Origin of the sequence: Burkholderia sp. Bp9004, from assembly GCF_003858025.1 — a bacterium.
In the GTDB taxonomy this organism is placed as follows: domain Bacteria; phylum Pseudomonadota; class Gammaproteobacteria; order Burkholderiales; family Burkholderiaceae; genus Burkholderia; species Burkholderia diffusa.
Genome location: NZ_QTQD01000021.1, coordinates 65066 through 81781, shown reverse-complemented (window position 1 = coordinate 81781; position 16716 = coordinate 65066). Strand labels below are relative to the sequence as shown.

Genomic DNA, 16716 nt, shown 5'->3' with positions numbered 1-16716 from the left:
CAGGAATTTCGTCTAGCCGGTTCGCCTAAGTGTCGATCAGCTCCTTGACGGGGTGAGGGCCGGACCGAGGGCCGGCGCGCAGTCCATAAAAAAAGCCGCTGCCCCGTCGACAGGGACATGCGGCTCGGCTGATACCGTCGTAATGCGCGTCAGGTGCCGGGAAGCATCGCATCGGGCACCGGTGCAGCTACGAGAAATATGGGGCGAACTGGCATTCATTGCGGCCCAATATAACGCGGCTCAAAGCGCTTGTACAGCCCTTAGCACGTCGTCCACGTGACCGGGCACCTTGATGCCGCGCCATGCCTGGCGAAGCACGCCGTCGGCGTCGATCAGGAACGTCGAACGCTCGATTCCGCGCACTTCCTTGCCATACATTTTCTTCATCTTGATGACATCGAACAGCGTGCACAGCGCTTCGTCGGCATCGGAGATCAACGGGAACGGCAGTTCGAGCTTTGCCTTGAAGTTGTCATGAGAGCGCAGGCTGTCGCGCGACACGCCGATGACTTCGGCGCCCGCCTTCTTGAACTTCGGATAGAGATCGCGGAACTGCAGGCCTTCGGTCGTGCAGCCCGGCGTGTTGTCTTTCGGATAGAAATACAAGACGAGCTTCTTGCCCTTCAGGTCGGACAGCGAAATGTCGCCGCCCGTAGCCGGTGCGGTGAAATCGGGAACTTGGCGGTCAACTTCGACGGACACGTGTTTCTCCTGTTGTTATGGAAAGGCGCCGCTCGGGCGGCGCGGTACGGCGGGACGTCGCGGCGGCACGCCGCGAGGGCAGGGCCGGCGGGGCGCCGGCGCGCGCGAACTCAGTCGGGCTGGACGATCAGTTCGCCGGAGCGGCCGGGAATCTCACCCCACGTGACAGGGTACGATGGCAGCGAGTCGCGGTCCAGCGTCGCGTGGTAGTCGCCCATCGTCGCAAACGTATGGCCCTGTGCGCGCCACCCCGCGAGCAACTGCTCGAACACCGGCGCGAGCTTCTGGCCTTCCAGTTCCGCATGCAGCGTGAACACCTGGTCGTGCGGATTGGTCTCCGTGAACTTCAGGATATGCGCGGCGACGTTGTGCGTGTCGATGCCGTCGATGCCGAGCACTTCGTCGAGCGTCGGCAGCGTGGTCGGCATCTGCACGTGCGACAGCGTGCGGCCGCCGACGACGGGAAGGTACGGCGAATGGCCGCGACCGTCCGATGCGTAGCGCATCCCCCATGCGTCGATCTGCTCGAACGCCGCGTCGTTCATCTGCCAGCCGGCCGCGCCGTGCGTGACGGGCGGCGCGCCGAAGACGTCGACGAAGCGCGCGTGGCTCTTCTGCATTTCACGCGCGGTCCAGTCGCGATCGCGCACGCGCACGTTGTCCTGCCAGTACACGTGATCCCACGTGTGGATCCCGCATTCGAAGCCGGCCTCGTGGATCGCGCGCATGTCCGCGATCGCGCGGCGGCCGATGTCGGGGCCCGGCAGCAGCACGCCGTACATCAGCTGCTTCACGCCGTAATGCTCGACCACCGACGTGCGCGACACCTTCTTCAGGAAGCCGGGGCGGAACACGCGCCGCAGCGCCCAGCCCGTGTGATCGGGCCCGAGGCTGAAGAGGAAGGTCGCGCGCGCACTGAAGCGGTCGAAGATGCGCGCGAGGTTCGGCACGCCTTCGCGCGTGCCGCGCAGCGTGTCGACGTCGATCTTGAGGACGATACGAGCCAAGCGAGCGTCCCGTCAGTTCTGCTGCTCGACCAGCGCGCGCGCGTCGGCGACATGGCCGCGATACGCTTCGAAGATCTTGCGCAGCGCATCGTCGAACGTCGATTGCGGCGCCCATGCGAGCTCCTGCATCGTGTTGTCGATCTTCGGCACGCGGTTCTGCACGTCCTGGTAGCCGTTGCCGTAATAGGCGCCCGACGTCGTTTCGACGAGCTGCACCTGCTTCGCGGAGCCGGCGTATTCCGGGTATTCGGCGGCCAGTTCGAGCATCTTGTGCGCGAGCTCGCGAACCGAGAAGTTGTTCTCCGGATTGCCGATGTTGTAGATCTTGCCCGACGCGATGCCGTTCTTGTTCTCGATGATCTTCATCAGCGCGCTGATGCCGTCGTCGATATCGGTGAACGCGCGCTTCTGCGAGCCGCCGTCCACGAGGCTGATGTTCTCGCCGCGCACGATGTGGCCGAGGAACTGCGTGACGACGCGCGAGCTGCCTTCCTTCGGCGTGTAGATCGAGTCGAGGCCCGGGCCGATCCAGTTGAACGGACGGAACAGCGTGAAGTTCAGGCCTTCCATTCCGTAGCCCCAGATCACGCGGTCCATCAGCTGCTTCGAGCAGGCGTAGATCCAGCGCGGCTTGTTGATCGGGCCGTAGGTGAGCGCCGATGCATCCGGGTCGAACTGCTCGTCCGAGCACATGCCGTAGACCTCGGAGGTCGACGGGAACACGAGGTGCTTGCCGTACTTGACGGCCGAACGCACGATCGGCAAGTTTGCCTCGAAGTCGAGCTCGAACACGCGCAGCGGCTGCTGGACGTAGGTCGCGGGCGTCGCGATCGCCACGAGCGGCAGGATCACGTCGCACTTCTTCACGTGATACTCGACCCACTCCTTGTTGATCGTGATGTCGCCTTCGAAGAAGTGCATCCGCTCGTGGTTGACGAGGTCGCCCAGCCGATCGGTCTGCATGTCCATGCCGAACACTTCCCAATCGGTGGTTTCAAGAATGCGCTTCGACAGGTGATGGCCGATGAAGCCGTTCACACCCAGGATCAGGACTTTTTTTGCTTTCATGAATGACGGGAAGAATGAATGAACTGCGCGAATTCCGCGGGCGTCACGACGGTTTCGCTATCGTCGCGCTGCTGCCACAGCTCGAGAATGGATAGGGCGCGGCTGTCGCCGCAGACGCCGAATAGCGCATTATCGCTTACGTGCAGGCCGGGCGGCAAATCCGCCGCGGCCGCGGCGACCGCGCTGCCGGGCGCCGCGAGGCGCGCGCGGGCGATCACGAACCGCGTGCCGCCGACGTCGGTGAACGCGCCCGGATACGGGGGCGCGACCGCGCGAACCAGGTTGTAGACCTGCGCGGCCGGCTTCGACCAGTCGACGCGGCCGTCCTCCGGCTTGCGTCCGCCGAAGTAGCTGCCGTTCGCGAGATCGTTCGGCAGATGTGGCGCATCGCCCGCGAGCAGCGCGGGCAGCACGCGCCAGAGCGTCTGCTCGGCGGCCACCGTGACCTTGTCGAATACCTGCGTGGCCGTGTCGTCCGGCAGGATCGGCACCGCGGTCTGGCCGATGATCGCGCCGGCGTCGGGCTTCGCGGCCATCTCGTGCAGCGTCGCACCGGTTTCCGTTTCACCGTTCAGCACGGCCCAGTTCGTCGGTACCCGACCCCGGTATTTCGGCAGCAGCGAACCGTGCATGTTGTACGCGCCGCGTGGCGCGATCGCGAGCAGATCCACCGGCAGCATGTGGCGGTAGTAGAACGAGAAGACGAAGTCCGGCTGCGCGTCGGCTACCGCGCGGCGCAGTGCCGGATCGGCGGGGTCGGCCGGCGTGACGACCGGGATCCCGTGCTCGGCGGCGACGGATGCGACGCTGCCGAACCAGATGTTCTCGTTCGGGTTGTCCTCGTGCGTGACGACGAGCGCGACGTCGACGCCGCGCGCGAGCAGCACCTGCAGGCACCGCACGCCGACGTTGTGATAGGCGAAGACGACGGCGCGCGGCTTCATTGCGACACCCCCGTGCGGTTCGTGCCGACCGGCACCGCCGGCATGCCGTCATGCTGTTCGAGCACGGCCTGGATCAGGTAGCGTGGCCGTGCACGCACTTGCTGGTAGATGCGGCCGACGTATTCGCCGAGCAGGCCGAGCGCGAAGATAATCACGCCGAGCAGGAAGAACGTGATCGCGAACAGCGTGAACACGCCTTGCACTTCCGCGCCGACGATGAAACGGCGCACGAGCAGCAGCACGAACAGCGCGGCGGAGCCGAGCGACAGGATCACGCCGATGAACGACAGCCACTGCAGCGGCACGACCGAGAAGCCCGTCACGAGGTCGAAGTTCAGCCGGATCAGGCTGTACAGCGAGTATTTCGACTCGCCCGCGAAGCGTTCTTCGTGCGCGACCTCGATTTCGGTCGGGTTCTGCGCGAAGGTATAGGCCAGCGCGGGGATGAACGTGTTGACTTCGCCGCACACGTTGATCGTGTCGATGATGCGGCGGCTGTACGCGCGCAGCATGCAGCCCTGGTCGGTCATCTTGATCCGCGTGATGCGCTCGCGCAGCCGGTTCATCATCTGTGATGCCTTGCGTCGCCACAGGCTGTCCTGACGCTGCTTGCGGATCGAACCGACGTAGTCGTAGCCCTCGTGCATCTTCGCGATGAGCTTGCCGATTTCCTCGGGCGGGTTCTGCAGGTCGGCGTCGAGCGTGATGACGATATCGCCGCGCGACTGCGCGAAGCCGGCGAGGATCGCCATGTGCTGGCCGTAGTTGCCGTTGAGCAGCACGACGCGCGTCGTGTCGGGGCGCACGTGGAACTGGTCCGCCAGCATCGCGGCCGAGCGGTCGCGGCTGCCGTCGTTGATCAGGATCACTTCGTACGACGTGCCGAGTGCGTCGAGTGCCGGGTACAGGCGCGCGAACAGCGCGGCCAGGCCGTCTTCCTCGTTGTACACGGGGATGATGACCGATACCTCCGGGTTCGCGGCGCCCGGATGCCCGGCGCGTGCTTCAAGGTGATTCATGTACGCTTATTTTCCGTATTGTTCGCAAATCTGGTTGACGGCGTCGGCCACGCGACGCACGTCGTCTTCCGTCATCTGCGTGAAGAGCGGCAGCGTGACGGTCGATGCGCCGTATCGTTCGGCGTGGGGGAACATGCCCTCCTTGAAGCCGCGTGCACGATACAGCGTGAAAAGATGGATGGCCGGGTAGTGGACGCCGGTGCCGATCCCGCGTTCCTTCATCTGCGCCATGAAATCGGCGCGCGAGATCGACAGCCGGTCGAGCGGCAGCGTGACCTGGAACATGTGCCAGTTGCTGTTCTCGAAATCGGCGACGGGCAGCCCGAGCCCGAGCTTCACGGCCGGGCCGCCGTCGAGCGCGGCGAAGTACGCGCGCACGAGAGCGCGGCGCTGCGCGGTGAAGCGCTCGAGGTGCGGCAGCTGGCCGAGGCCGACGCGCGCGGCGACGTCGGTCAGGTTGTACTTGCCGCCGAGCACGTCGCAGTCCATCCCGTCGAAGCCGGTGCGCGTGATGCCTTGCAGCCGGTACTTCTGCGCGAGCGTCGCCTCGTCCTCGTTGTTCAGCACGAGCGCACCGCCTTCGATCGTCGTCAGGTTCTTGTTCGCGTGGAAGCTGAACGACACGATGTCGCCGATCGCGCCGATGCGCTTGCCTTTCCAGGTCGAGCCGAGCGCCTGCGCGGCGTCCTCGATCACGCGCAGGTTGTGCGCGCGCGCGATTGCGTACAGGCGGTCCATGTCGACCGGCAGGCCGGCCAGGTAGACCGGGATGATCGCTTTCGTGCGCGGCGTGATCGCCTGCTCGAGCTTGTCGAGGTCGATGTTGCGCGTGACCGGGTCGATGTCGGCGAATACGGGCGTCGCGCCCGTCTCGAGGATCACGTTGCTGGTCGACACCCACGACGCCGGCGTCGTGATCACCTCGTCGCCGGGGCCGACGCCCGCGATGCGCAGGCCGATCTCGAGCGTGCAGGTGCCCGAATTGAACGCGCGGACCGGACGGCCACCGCAGTACTCGGACAGCGCTGCCTCGAATTTCTGGCTTTGCGGGCCGGTGGTGATCCAGCCCGAGCGCAGCACTTCGACGACGCCCTGGATGGTTTCCTCGTCGATCTCGGGGCGGGTGAACGGCAGGAACGGAGCGGTAGTCTGGCTCATGAACGCTTGTGGCCTGTAATGGCTGGTAATAAAGGGGTCGGGCGATCCGGCCCGAAACCGGCATTAAACACCGGTTGCCGGATTCGTACCGTGATTTTTTGTAGGCGGACGCTTAATGCCGTCGGGCCGGGCGCGCTCAACTGCGCGCGAGCACGAGCACGCCGATCAGGATGATGCCGATGCCGACGAGCCGCTGGACCGACAGCACCTCGCCGAACAGGTACCAGGCGGCAAATGCGTTGACCACGTAGCCGAGCGACAACATCGGGTACGCGATCGATACGTCGACTCGCGACAGCCCGAGAATCCAGACGACCACGCTCAGCACGTAGCAGCCGAGGCCGCCGATGATCGGCAGCTGGGTCGCGATCTTCAGGCCGACCGGGATGATGTTCGCACGGCTGAATTCGAAGTGTCCAACGGCGTTGACACCGGCTTTCAGCAGGAGTTGCGCACAGGCGTTGAGCATCACGCCGGTGATGATGCAGACGAACGAAACGGGATTCATGCGGCGGGCGTCCTTACGATTGCGGTTTCTCGACGATCACGCGGCGGTTGTCGCGCGCGATCACGCGCATCGCCACGCCTTGCTTGACCAGCGTGTCGTACTGGCCGGGCGGCATGATCGCGAGCGCATGGGTGTCCTGCTTCCAGCGTTCGATCCATTGGTCGACGGTCGGGATCCATTTGTTCGGCTCGACCGAGATCCCGAATGCGAGTTCGTCCTGGCGCTGGACCATGATCGTCGTGTGGCCCATATAGAACGGGAACGTGTGATCGAGCATCTCGATCGAATAGAACGGTGTGTCGGGCGGCAGCTTCGCCAGTTCGGCGCGCACGGCGGGCGCGAGCAGCGCGCCCGAGCTGTAGCGGCCGAATTCATCGTGACCGGTGCCGCCGATCGTGCCGAACGCGAGCCACGCGGCGCCGAACGCGGTGATCGCGGCCGCGACACCCACGCGACGGTTCAGCCATGCGGCCGCGAGCGTCAGCGCACCCGCGACCGCGAGGCCCGCGTACAGCCATAGCTGGAACGCGCGGTACAGCGCGTTCGGCGTGCGGGCGTCGCCCTGATACGCGAGGAAGATGATCCCGAACGCCGCGACGACTAAGAATACGAGGTAGCCGAGCAGGTGACGGCGGAACCGGTCGGCGCTCATCAGCGGCAGGTACGCGCCGATCATCAGCGCGAGCGCTGGCGCGACCGGCAGCACGTAAGAGATCAGCTTCGAATGCGATGCGCTGAAGAACAGGAAGATGAACGCGCTCCAGATCAGCAGCACGAGCATCGGAGAGAAACCGTTCGGCTGGCGCGGCATGCGCAGTGCATGGCGGATGCTCTGCCATGCGACGGACAGCCACGGCAGGAAGCCGACCAGCAGCACCGGCACGAAATAGTAGAGCGGGCCCGGGCGGTTCTGTTCCGGGGTCAGATACCGGCGGAACTGCTGGACGATGAAGAAGAAGTTGAAGAACTCGGGGTTGCGCTGCTGGACGAGCACGAACCACGGCGTGACGATCGCGAAGAAGATCACGAGGCCGCTGACCAGGTACAGCCGCTTCCACAGCGCCCAGTCGCGGGCGATCAGCGTATAGAGCACCAGCACGGCGCCGGGCAGGATCAGGCCGACGAGGCCCTTGGACAGCACGGCGAACGCCATCGCGCCCCAGCACGCCCACATCCAGCCGCGCGCCGCGCCCGCCTGCAGCCCGGGCCGCTGCGCGAGCAGCAGCGAGCAGAGCGACAGCGTCATCCAGAACGCGAGCCCCATGTCGAGCGCGTTGAAGTGGCCCATCAGGTTCCAGTACGGCGAGCACGCGAGCACGACGGCCGCGAGGAAGCCGGACAGCGGGTTGAACAGGCGCGCGCCCGTGAAGCCGACCAGCAGCACGCCGGCGAAGCTGGCGAGGCCCGTGTAGAGGCGCGCCTGCCATTCGCCAATGCCGAACCACGCGAACGTCAGCGCGTTCAGCCAGGTCTGCAGCGGCGGCTTCTCGAAGTACTTGTAGCCGTTGTAGCGCGGTGTGATCCAGTCGCCGGTGACGAACATTTCCCGCGCCATTTCGGCGTAGCGGCCTTCGTCGCTCGGGATCAGGTGGCGCAGCCCGAGCGGCGCGAACCAGACGATCGCGAGTGCGACGAGCAGGAGGACGAGCGTGATGCGATTGAGCGGTAGCCTCGGCGGCGTATCGTTCATGGATTTTCAGCCTGTTGGTTGTTGTAAGAGCCGCCGGCGGGTTGCGCCGGGGGCGGCCGGCGTGCCGGTCATCGACCCGGAGGACGATCCGGGGATCGACCCGGTGTGCCGGCCCGAGTTTTACCGCAACGGTGATTAACGTTCAATTAAGAGCGCGGCGGCGACCTTGCGGCCCTCGGCCATCAGGATGTTGTAGGTACGGCAGGCAGCCTGGAAATCCATCGTCTCGACGCCGATGCGCTTGGCCGTGAGCATGGCCACGAGGCGCGGGTGTGGGAAGCGCAGCCGCGCGCCGCTGCCGAAGATCACGAGTTCGGGTGCCGGGTCGAGCAGCATCGCGAAATGCTCGGGCGCGAGCGCGTCGAACGACGACACGGGCCAGTCCCGCACCGGTGCGCCGGGCAGCACGATGACGCTTCCTTCGTGGCGTTGGAGGTTGACGTCGACATAATCGGGGCCGTAGCCGGTGACGGTGTTGAGCGCGCCGCTCGCGTCCTGGTGCAGTTTCAAATCGGTATTCCGCGGTTCCGTGGAGGGATTGTCTGGCAAGGGCCGCACGGGCCCGGGCGGCCGGTTTCGCGACCGCCGCGCGCGGGACGCCTGACGGCGCGGGCCCGGAGCGGCCATGGTGCATTGCGAAAGTCGGCCAAAATCCGCTAAATTATAACTTTTTGGTTGCCCCCGGGCGCCAGTTGCATCGTGCGTCGCCACAAGCCGCGTCCGACCGCCCGCATTTTCCCCAGTCTAGACAGCGCGCACAGACCGGCCGCTCTCCAGTTTTGATCCCGTCCCCCGGCCGCAAGGCCAACCCAGGAACCGTGTCGTCGTGAAACCGATTCAGAAGTCGAACAAGCTGCTCAACGTCTGCTACGACATCCGTGGCCCGGTGCTCGAGCACGCGAAGCGCCTCGAGGAAGAAGGCCACCGCATCATCAAGCTGAACATTGGCAACCTCGCGCCGTTCGGTTTCGACGCGCCGGACGAAATCATCCAGGACATGATCCGCAACCTGCCGGCGTCGTCCGGCTATTCGGATTCGAAGGGCGTGTTCTCGGCCCGCAAGGCCGTGATGCACTACACGCAGCAAAAGGGCGTCGTCGGCGTCGGCCTCGACGACATCTACATCGGCAACGGCGCGTCCGAGCTGATCGTGATGGCGACCCAGGCGCTCCTGAACGACGGCGACGAAGTGCTGCTGCCGGCGCCCGACTACCCGCTGTGGACGGCCGCCGTGAGCCTGTCGGGCGGCACGCCCGTGCATTACGTGTGCGACGAGCAGAACGCGTGGATGCCCGACCTCGACGACATCCGCCGCAAGATCACGCCGAACACCAAGGCGATCGTCGTGATCAACCCGAACAACCCGACCGGCGCGCTTTATTCCGACGAATTGCTGCGCGATCTGCTCGAGATCGCGCGCCAGCACGGGCTGATCGTGTTTGCCGACGAGGTCTACGACAAGATCATCTACGACGGGCTCGAGCACACGGCGCTGGGCTCGCTGTCGGAAGACGTGATCACCGTCACGTTCAACAGCCTGTCGAAGAGCTATCGCTCGTGCGGCTACCGCGCGGGCTGGATGGCCGTGTCGGGCCTCGGCGGCGACAACCGCCGGCGCGCGAAGGATTACCTGGAAGGGCTCGGGATCCTGTCGTCGATGCGCCTGTGCGCGAACGTGCCCGGCCAGTTCGCGATCCAGACCGCGCTCGGCGGCTACCAGAGCATCAACGAGCTGATCGTGCCGAGCGGGCGCCTGTACAAGCAGCGCGAGCTGGCGTATGACATGCTCACGTCAATTCCGGGCGTGACCTGCGTGAAGCCGCAGGCCGCGCTGTACATGTTCCCGCGCCTCGATCCGAAGCTCTATCCGATCCAGAACGACCAGCAGTTCATCCTCGACCTGTTGCTCGAGGAACGCGTGCTGCTCGTGCAGGGTACGGGCTTCAACTGGGCGGCGCCGGATCACTTCCGCGTGGTCTTCCTGCCGAACCTCGACGACCTGACCGATTCGATCAACCGGATCGCGCGCTTCCTCGACGGCTACCGCAAGCGCCATTCGGTCTGAGCGGACATCGTCCCCGGCATTCATTCACTCTTACTCATCGATCACACGCAGCATGGAACCGATCAAAGTTGGCCTGTTGGGCTTCGGCACCGTCGGCAGCGGCACCTTCACGGTGCTGCACCGCAACCAGGAAGAAATCAAGCGACGCGCGGGGCGCGGCATCGAGGTCGCGCGCATCGCGGTGCGCAACCCGGCCAAGGCGCAGGCCGCGCTCGGCGGTAACGTCGGCGCCGCGCAGATCACCGACGATTTCAACGCGGTCGTCGACGATCCGTCGATTTCGATCATCGCCGAGATGATCGGCGGCACGGGCATCGCGCGCGAGCTCGTGCTGCGCGCGATCGCGAACGGCAAGCACGTCGTGACGGCGAACAAGGCGCTGCTCGCGGTGCACGGCACCGAGATCTTCGAGGCCGCGCGCGAAAAGGGCGTGATGGTCGCGTTCGAGGCGGCCGTCGCCGGCGGCATCCCGATCATCAAGGCGCTGCGCGAAGGCCTGACCGCGAACCGCATCCAGTACATCGCGGGCATCATCAACGGCACGACGAACTACATCCTGTCGGAAATGCGCGACCGCGGCCTCGACTTCGCGACCGCGCTGAAGGCCGCACAGGAACTCGGCTACGCGGAAGCCGATCCGACCTTCGACATCGAAGGCGTCGACGCCGCGCACAAGGCGACGATCATGAGCGCGATCGCGTTCGGCGTGCCGGTCCAGTTCGACCGCGCGTACGTCGAAGGGATCAGCAAGCTCGACGCGACCGACATCCGCTACGCGGAAGAGCTCGGCTACCGGATCAAGCTGCTCGGCATCACGCGCCGTGCCGAAAACGGCATCGAGCTGCGCGTGCATCCGACGCTGATTCCCGAGAAGCGCCTGCTCGCGAACGTCGAGGGCGCGATGAACGCGGTCGTCGTGCACGGCGACGCGGTCGGCACGACGCTGTACTACGGCAAGGGCGCGGGCGCGGAACCGACCGCATCGGCGGTCGTCGCGGATCTCGTCGACGTCACGCGGCTGCACACGGCCGACCCCGAGCATCGCGTGCCGCACCTCGCGTTCCAGCCGGACAGCCTGTCGAACACGCCGATCCTGCCGATCGAGGAAGTCACGAGCGGCTACTACCTGCGCCTGCGGGTGGCCGACCAGACGGGCGTGCTCGCCAACATCACGCGCATCCTCGCCGAATCGGGCATCTCGATCGACGCGCTGCTGCAGAAGGAATCGGAGCAGGTCGACGACGCGAAGGGCGAAACCGACATCATCCTGATCACGCACGAGACGCAGGAGAAGCACGTGAACGCGGCGATCGCGCAGATCGAAGGCCTCGCGACGGTGGTCTCGAAGGTGACGAAGCTGCGCATGGAAGCGCTGAACTGAGGACCAGGAACGACATGAACTACATCTCCACGCGCGGCGCCGGCATCGGCGAGCGCCACACGTTCTCCGACATCCTGCTCGGCGGTCTCGCGAAGGACGGCGGGCTGTACCTGCCGGCCGAGTACCCGAAGGTGTCGGCCGACGAACTGGCGCGCTGGCGCACGCTGCCGTACGCGGATCTCGCGTTCGAGATCCTGTCGAAGTTCTGCGACGACGTGCCGGCCGACGACCTGCGCGCGATCACGCGCCGCACGTATACGGCCGCCGTATACAGCAACACGCGCCACGGCGAGAACGCGTCCGACATCACGCCGCTGAAGACGCTCGGCACCGAGAACGGCGCGCCGATCTCGCTGCTCGAACTGTCGAACGGCCCGACGCTCGCGTTCAAGGACATGGCGATGCAGCTGCTCGGCAACCTGTTCGAGTACACGCTCGCGAAGCACGGCGAAGCGCTGAACATCCTCGGCGCGACGTCCGGCGACACGGGCAGCGCGGCCGAATACGCGATGCGCGGCAAGGCCGGCGTGCGCGTGTTCATGCTGTCGCCGCACAAGAAGATGAGTGCGTTCCAGACCGCCCAGATGTTCAGCCTGCAGGATCCGAACATCTTCAACCTCGCGGTCGAAGGCGTGTTCGACGACTGCCAGGACATCGTGAAGGCCGTGTCGAACGATCACACGTTCAAGGCGCGGCACAAGATCGGCACGGTCAACTCGATCAACTGGGCGCGCGTCGTCGCGCAGGTCGTGTACTACTTCAAGGGCTATTTCGCGGCGACGACGTCCAACGACGAGCGCGTGTCGTTCACGGTGCCGTCGGGCAACTTCGGCAACGTCTGCGCGGGTCACATCGCGCGGATGATGGGCCTGCCGATCGCCAAGCTCGTGGTCGCGACCAACGAGAACGACGTGCTCGACGAGTTCTTCCGCACCGGCGCATATCGCGTGCGCAGCGCGGAACACACGTATCACACGAGCAGCCCGAGCATGGATATCTCGAAGGCGTCGAACTTCGAACGCTTCGTGTTCGACCTGCTCGGCCGCGATCCGGCACGCGTGATGCAGTTGTTCCGCGACGTCGAGGAGAAGGGCGGTTTCGATCTCGCGGCGAGCGGCGATTTCGCGCGCGTGGCCGAGTTCGGCTTCGTGTCGGGTCGCAGCAGCCACGCGGACCGCATCGCGACGATCCGCGACGTGTTCTCGCGCTACGACACGATGATCGATACGCACACGGCCGACGGCGTGAAGGTCGCGCGCGAGCACCTCGACGCGGGCGTGCCGATGGTCGTGCTCGAGACGGCCCAGCCGATCAAGTTCGGGGAGACGATCCGCGAAGCGCTCGATCGCGAGGCCGAGCGGCCGGCGGCATTCGACGGGCTCGAGGCGCTGCCGCAGCGTTTCGAGGTCGTGAAGGCCGATGCGCAGCAGGTGAAGGACTTCATTGCCGCGCATACGGGCGCGTAACGTAGCACCGGGGTAGCCTCGGGCCGCGGGGTCGCAAGCCCGGCGGTGCAGGACGGCCGGAATGCCGATTCGTCACACGGATCGGGGTTCCGGCCGTTTCGCTTGGTGGCGGCCGCGCGCAGGGGCATTGTCAGATGGCGCGCGAATCAAGTGCCAGTGCCGCGCGTTCGCGCCGATCACGGTTGTCGCATGTCCGGCATATCGCACGTGGGCGCGATGGCGTCGCTACAATGACGTATTGATTCCAACGATCCCCGATTCCATCGATGTCGAACCCGAATCCCGCGGCGCCGCGCGCGCCGATGCTGTCGACCGCCGAAGCGCTCGCCGCGCTGCTCGAAGCCGCGAAGCCGCTGCCCGGCGCTGAAACCGTCGCCACGCTCGACGGGCTCGGCCGCGTGCTGGCGGCCGACGTGAGCTCGCCGCTCGACGTGCCGCCGATGCATACGAGCGCGATGGACGGCTATGCGGTGCGCGTCGCCGACCTGCTGCACGGCGAGCGGCGCTTGCCGGTGTCGCAGCGGATTCCGGCGGGCCATCCGGCCGCGCCGCTCGCGGCGGGCACGGCCGCACGGATCTTCACCGGCGCGACGGTGCCGCCCGGCGCCGATGCCGTCGTGATGCAGGAGCAGGCGTCGGCCGACGGCGATGCGGTCGAAATCCTCCACACGCCGAAGGCCGGTGAATGGATCACCGCGCAGGGCGCGGACATCCGCCAGGGTTCGGTGATCCTGCCGGCCGGTACGCGGCTTACGCCACAGGCGCTCGGGCTGGCCGCGTCGGTCGGCTGCGCGCAGCTGTCGGTCGCGCGGCGGATTCGCGTCGCGGTGTTCTTCACCGGCGACGAACTGACGATGCCGGGCGAGCCGCTGAAGCCCGGCGCGATCTACAATTCGAACCGCTTCACGCTACGCGGACTGCTTGAGCGGCTCGGCTGCCACGTGACCGACTACGGGATCGTGCCCGACTCGCTCGCCGCGACGCGCGACACGCTGCGTGAGGCCGCGCGCGATCACGACGTGATCCTGACGAGCGGCGGCGTATCGGTCGGCGACGAGGATCACGTGAAGCCGGCCGTCGAAGCCGAAGGTCGGCTCGCGCTGTGGCAGATCGCGATGAAGCCGGGCAAGCCGCTCGCGTTCGGCGCGGTGCGCCGCGGCGACGCGCATCCCGACGCGCACTTCATCGGGCTGCCGGGCAATCCCGTGTCGAGCTTCGTCACGTTCCTGCTGTTCGTGCGGCCGTTCCTGCTGCGCCTGTCCGGCGTGCGCGACGTCGCGCCGCGCGCGCTGTCGCTGCGCGCGGACTTCTCGCAAAGCAAGGGCGACCGGCGCAACGAATTCCTGCGCGCGCGCGTCAACGCGGCCGGCGGCCTCGACCTGTTCCCGAACCAGAGCTCGGCGGTGCTGACGTCGACGGTCTGGGGCGACGGCCTGATCGACAATCCGCCGCAGCACGCGATCAGCGCAGGCGAGACCGTGCGTTTCATTCCGTTTTCCGAACTGCTGTCGTAACGCGACGGCTTCCTGACCCATGAAGATTCAACTGAAATTCTTTGCAAGCGTGCGCGAGGCACTGGGCGTATCCGACGAGCAGGCCGACGTGCCGGACGGCGTGACGACCGTTGGCGACGTGCGCGCATGGCTGCGCCTGCGCGGCGGCGCGTGGGCCGAGACGCTCGCCGAAGGGCGCGCGTTGCGCATGGCATGCAATCACGAGATGACCGACCCCGATACGCGGCTCACCGACGGTTGCGAGGTCGCGTTTTTTCCGCCCGTGACGGGCGGTTGAGAGGCGGGCGATGGCTACGGTACGAGTGCAGGCCAACGATTTCGACCTGAACGCCGAAGTGGCGGCGCTACGCGCGCGCAACCCGAAGATCGGCGCGGTCGCCTGCTTCGTTGGCACCGTGCGCGACCTGAACGAAGGCGATTCGGTCGCCGCGATGGAGCTCGAGCATTATCCGGGGATGACCGAGAAGGCGCTCGAGAAGATCGCCGCCGAGGCTGGCCGGCGCTGGCCCGGGATCGACGTCGCGATCGTGCATCGCGTCGGCCGGCTGCTGCCGCTCGACCAGATCGTGATGGTCGCGACGGTCGCATCGCATCGCGGCGATGCGTTCGCGTCGTGCGAGTTCGTGATGGACTACCTGAAGACCGAGGCGCCGTTCTGGAAGAAGGAAACGACGCCCGACGGCGAGCGCTGGGTCGATGCTCGCAGCACCGACGATGCGGCGCTCGCGCGCTGGGGCGTCGAATCGGGCAACACGCCGCGTTGAGCGCGGCGTACGTGTCGTGCGGCGATGTGCCGCAGGCACTCGAGCGATCCGGCGCTGCGAATCGAGGTGTCAGGCGTCCGGATCCGTGCCGCGCCCGATGATCTTCGTCGGAAACGGCTCGCCGCGGGCGCGTGACGGCAGCGCATGCGGATCGTCGCCCGTGTCGCGGCGGCGTGGCGCGATCGCGTCGAGCAGCGCCTGCTGCTCGGGTGGAATCTGATAATCCCAGCCGAAGCGGCTCAACTGCAGGCTCTGCGCGATGCGCAGCGCGGGCTCCATGAAGCGGATGGCCGCGGGCGGCGTGTAGCGCCCCTCGACGGTCTTCAGGAACAGCGACAGCCAGCGGCTGAAATGCGCGGGCTCGATCCCGTCGAGTGGCTGGTGCGCCTGCTGCACGTTGCCGCGATAGCCCTTGGTGCCGAGCACGAGGCTCGACCAGAAGCTCACCATCTTCGGCAGATGGTCGTCCCAGCGACCGTCCAGCTTCGCGTCAAACACGGGGCCGAGCAGCGGATCGGCGCGCACGCGGTCGTAGAACGCATACACGAGGTCGCGAATATTGTCTTCTGTTGGCTCGGCGTCGCGAGGGCGGGCCGGGGCGGTATCGGGCGAGGCGGGCAGGGCGGTCATGGAAAAAAGGGCCGGGAAAATCAGGGCGTCAGTGTCGTGCCCGCGGAACGGCAGCGTGGGCAACGCGCAGGACGCCGACAGAATTTTGACGCAAAATAGCGTCCATCAATGCCCGAAAAATGCGTAGATTTCATGAATATTATTGCGCGCAGGCCGTCCCGGCAACCCGGCGCCGTCAAGCGGCCTCGAGAACCGTCACGGCGCGCGTTCCGATTGATCCGTCCCGCTTGATCTGGGCGCGATCGATCATTTTCCGTATTCGCTCATGAGACTCACTGACTACACCGACTATTCGCTGCGCGTCATGCTGTACCTCGCCGTGCGCGGCGAGGGGCTCGCGACGATCCAGGAGATCTCGGACGCCTACGGCATCTCGAAGAACCATCTGATGAAGGTCGTGCAGCAGCTCGGCGAGCTCGGCTGGGTCGATACCGTGCGCGGCCGCAACGGCGGGCTGCGGCTGTTCCCCGAATCGCTGAAGCTGACGGTCGGCCAGGTGGTGCGGGCGACCGAGAACGATTTCGCGCTGGTCGGCTGCTTTGCGGCCGACGGCGACGCGTCGCGCGACTGCGTGATCGAGCCGCATTGCCGCCTGAAGGGCGTGCTGGCGGCCGCGCGCGACGCATTCTTCGCCGAACTCGACCGTCACACGCTCGGCGAGCTGACCGTGCCCGCGTCGCCGCTCGTCGCGCTGCTGGGTATTCGTCCGATCGCGCTGGTGCGTGCCGAGCCGTCCGGGGATGACGCAGCGGCGTCCGCCGAATCGTCGTCGAAGGTCGGCTGACACGCCGGTACCACCG

General features: G+C 66.3%; 18 protein-coding genes. 8 read left to right on the top strand and 10 right to left on the bottom strand.

What is annotated here, in order from left to right; genetic code table 11:
* Positions 1-240: 240 nt before the first annotated feature.
* From DIE08_RS22260 to DIE08_RS22225, 8 genes are all read right to left on the bottom strand, one after another.
* Positions 241-702: a peroxiredoxin gene (locus tag DIE08_RS22260; RefSeq protein ID WP_059604264.1), complete on the bottom strand. Its 462-nt coding sequence runs from the start codon at positions 700-702 to the stop codon at positions 241-243.
* Positions 703-812: 110 nt separating this feature from the next.
* Complete coding sequence (locus DIE08_RS22255; RefSeq protein ID WP_059529808.1) at positions 813-1709, bottom strand: polysaccharide deacetylase family protein; 897 nt, start codon at positions 1707-1709, stop codon at positions 813-815.
* Between the two features lie 12 nt (positions 1710-1721).
* The gene (locus DIE08_RS22250; RefSeq protein ID WP_059604266.1) at positions 1722-2777 is read right to left on the bottom strand and encodes a bifunctional UDP-4-keto-pentose/UDP-xylose synthase; all 1056 of its coding nucleotides are present in this window, start codon (positions 2775-2777) and stop codon (positions 1722-1724) included.
* Positions 2774-3721, bottom strand: a complete 948-nt coding sequence (locus tag DIE08_RS22245) for a formyltransferase (RefSeq protein ID WP_124903589.1) — start codon at positions 3719-3721, stop codon at positions 2774-2776. Before DIE08_RS22245 ends, DIE08_RS22250 begins: the two co-directional genes overlap by 4 nt.
* The gene (locus tag DIE08_RS22240) at positions 3718-4740 is read right to left on the bottom strand and encodes a glycosyltransferase (protein WP_059604272.1); all 1023 of its coding nucleotides are present in this window, start codon (positions 4738-4740) and stop codon (positions 3718-3720) included. Before DIE08_RS22240 ends, DIE08_RS22245 begins: the two co-directional genes overlap by 4 nt.
* A gap of 6 nt (positions 4741-4746) precedes the next feature.
* Positions 4747-5898: a DegT/DnrJ/EryC1/StrS aminotransferase family protein gene (locus DIE08_RS22235; protein WP_059604275.1), complete on the bottom strand. Its 1152-nt coding sequence runs from the start codon at positions 5896-5898 to the stop codon at positions 4747-4749.
* Positions 5899-6034: 136 nt separating this feature from the next.
* On the bottom strand, positions 6035-6406 hold the full coding sequence (locus DIE08_RS22230; protein ID WP_014896865.1) for an EamA family transporter: 372 nt from the start codon (positions 6404-6406) through the stop codon (positions 6035-6037).
* A gap of 13 nt (positions 6407-6419) precedes the next feature.
* A complete protein-coding gene (locus DIE08_RS22225) occupies positions 6420-8096 on the bottom strand; it encodes a glycosyltransferase family 39 protein (protein WP_124622607.1) in 1677 nt (558 codons plus the stop codon).
* Between DIE08_RS22225 and DIE08_RS35710 the strand changes: the two genes are divergently transcribed.
* Complete coding sequence (locus DIE08_RS35710) at positions 8095-8235, top strand: hypothetical protein (protein ID WP_174908827.1); 141 nt, start codon at positions 8095-8097, stop codon at positions 8233-8235. The genes DIE08_RS22225 and DIE08_RS35710 overlap by 2 nt on opposite strands.
* Here DIE08_RS35710 and DIE08_RS22220 read toward each other — a convergent pair.
* Positions 8232-8606 carry an Mth938-like domain-containing protein gene (locus DIE08_RS22220; RefSeq protein ID WP_059604281.1) on the bottom strand — a complete coding sequence of 125 codons (375 nt, stop codon included), beginning with the start codon at positions 8604-8606 and terminating at the stop codon, positions 8232-8234. The two genes, DIE08_RS35710 and DIE08_RS22220, sit on opposite strands and share 4 nt — an antisense overlap.
* Positions 8607-8922: 316 nt before the next feature.
* Here DIE08_RS22220 and DIE08_RS22215 point away from each other — a divergent pair, with 316 nt between their 5' ends.
* The 6 genes from DIE08_RS22215 (at position 8923) to DIE08_RS22190 (ending at position 15286) form a co-directional block, all read left to right on the top strand.
* Positions 8923-10161: a pyridoxal phosphate-dependent aminotransferase gene (locus DIE08_RS22215; RefSeq protein WP_124903587.1), complete on the top strand. Its 1239-nt coding sequence runs from the start codon at positions 8923-8925 to the stop codon at positions 10159-10161.
* Positions 10162-10213: 52 nt separating this feature from the next.
* On the top strand, positions 10214-11542 hold the full coding sequence (locus DIE08_RS22210) for a homoserine dehydrogenase (protein WP_124903585.1): 1329 nt from the start codon (positions 10214-10216) through the stop codon (positions 11540-11542).
* A 14-nt stretch (positions 11543-11556) separates the two neighbouring features.
* Positions 11557-13008, top strand: a complete 1452-nt coding sequence (gene thrC, locus DIE08_RS22205; RefSeq protein WP_124622612.1) for a threonine synthase — start codon at positions 11557-11559, stop codon at positions 13006-13008.
* 266 nt (positions 13009-13274) lie between these two features.
* Complete coding sequence (glp, locus tag DIE08_RS22200; protein ID WP_059680094.1) at positions 13275-14522, top strand: gephyrin-like molybdotransferase Glp; 1248 nt, start codon at positions 13275-13277, stop codon at positions 14520-14522.
* A 19-nt stretch (positions 14523-14541) separates the two neighbouring features.
* Positions 14542-14799 (top strand): molybdopterin converting factor subunit 1, encoded by a 258-nt coding sequence (gene moaD / locus DIE08_RS22195; protein ID WP_006758354.1) that lies wholly within the window; start codon positions 14542-14544, stop codon positions 14797-14799.
* Positions 14800-14809: 10 nt separating this feature from the next.
* Complete coding sequence (locus DIE08_RS22190; RefSeq protein WP_059604296.1) at positions 14810-15286, top strand: molybdenum cofactor biosynthesis protein MoaE; 477 nt, start codon at positions 14810-14812, stop codon at positions 15284-15286.
* Positions 15287-15355: 69 nt separating this feature from the next.
* On the opposite strand, the gene DIE08_RS22185 is transcribed toward DIE08_RS22190, so the two are convergent.
* Positions 15356-15916: a group III truncated hemoglobin gene (locus DIE08_RS22185; protein WP_059604299.1), complete on the bottom strand. Its 561-nt coding sequence runs from the start codon at positions 15914-15916 to the stop codon at positions 15356-15358.
* A gap of 265 nt (positions 15917-16181) precedes the next feature.
* Between DIE08_RS22185 and DIE08_RS22180 the strand changes: the two genes are divergently transcribed.
* Positions 16182-16700, top strand: a complete 519-nt coding sequence (locus DIE08_RS22180; RefSeq protein ID WP_124903583.1) for an Rrf2 family transcriptional regulator — start codon at positions 16182-16184, stop codon at positions 16698-16700.
* Positions 16701-16716: the final 16 nt, after the last annotated feature.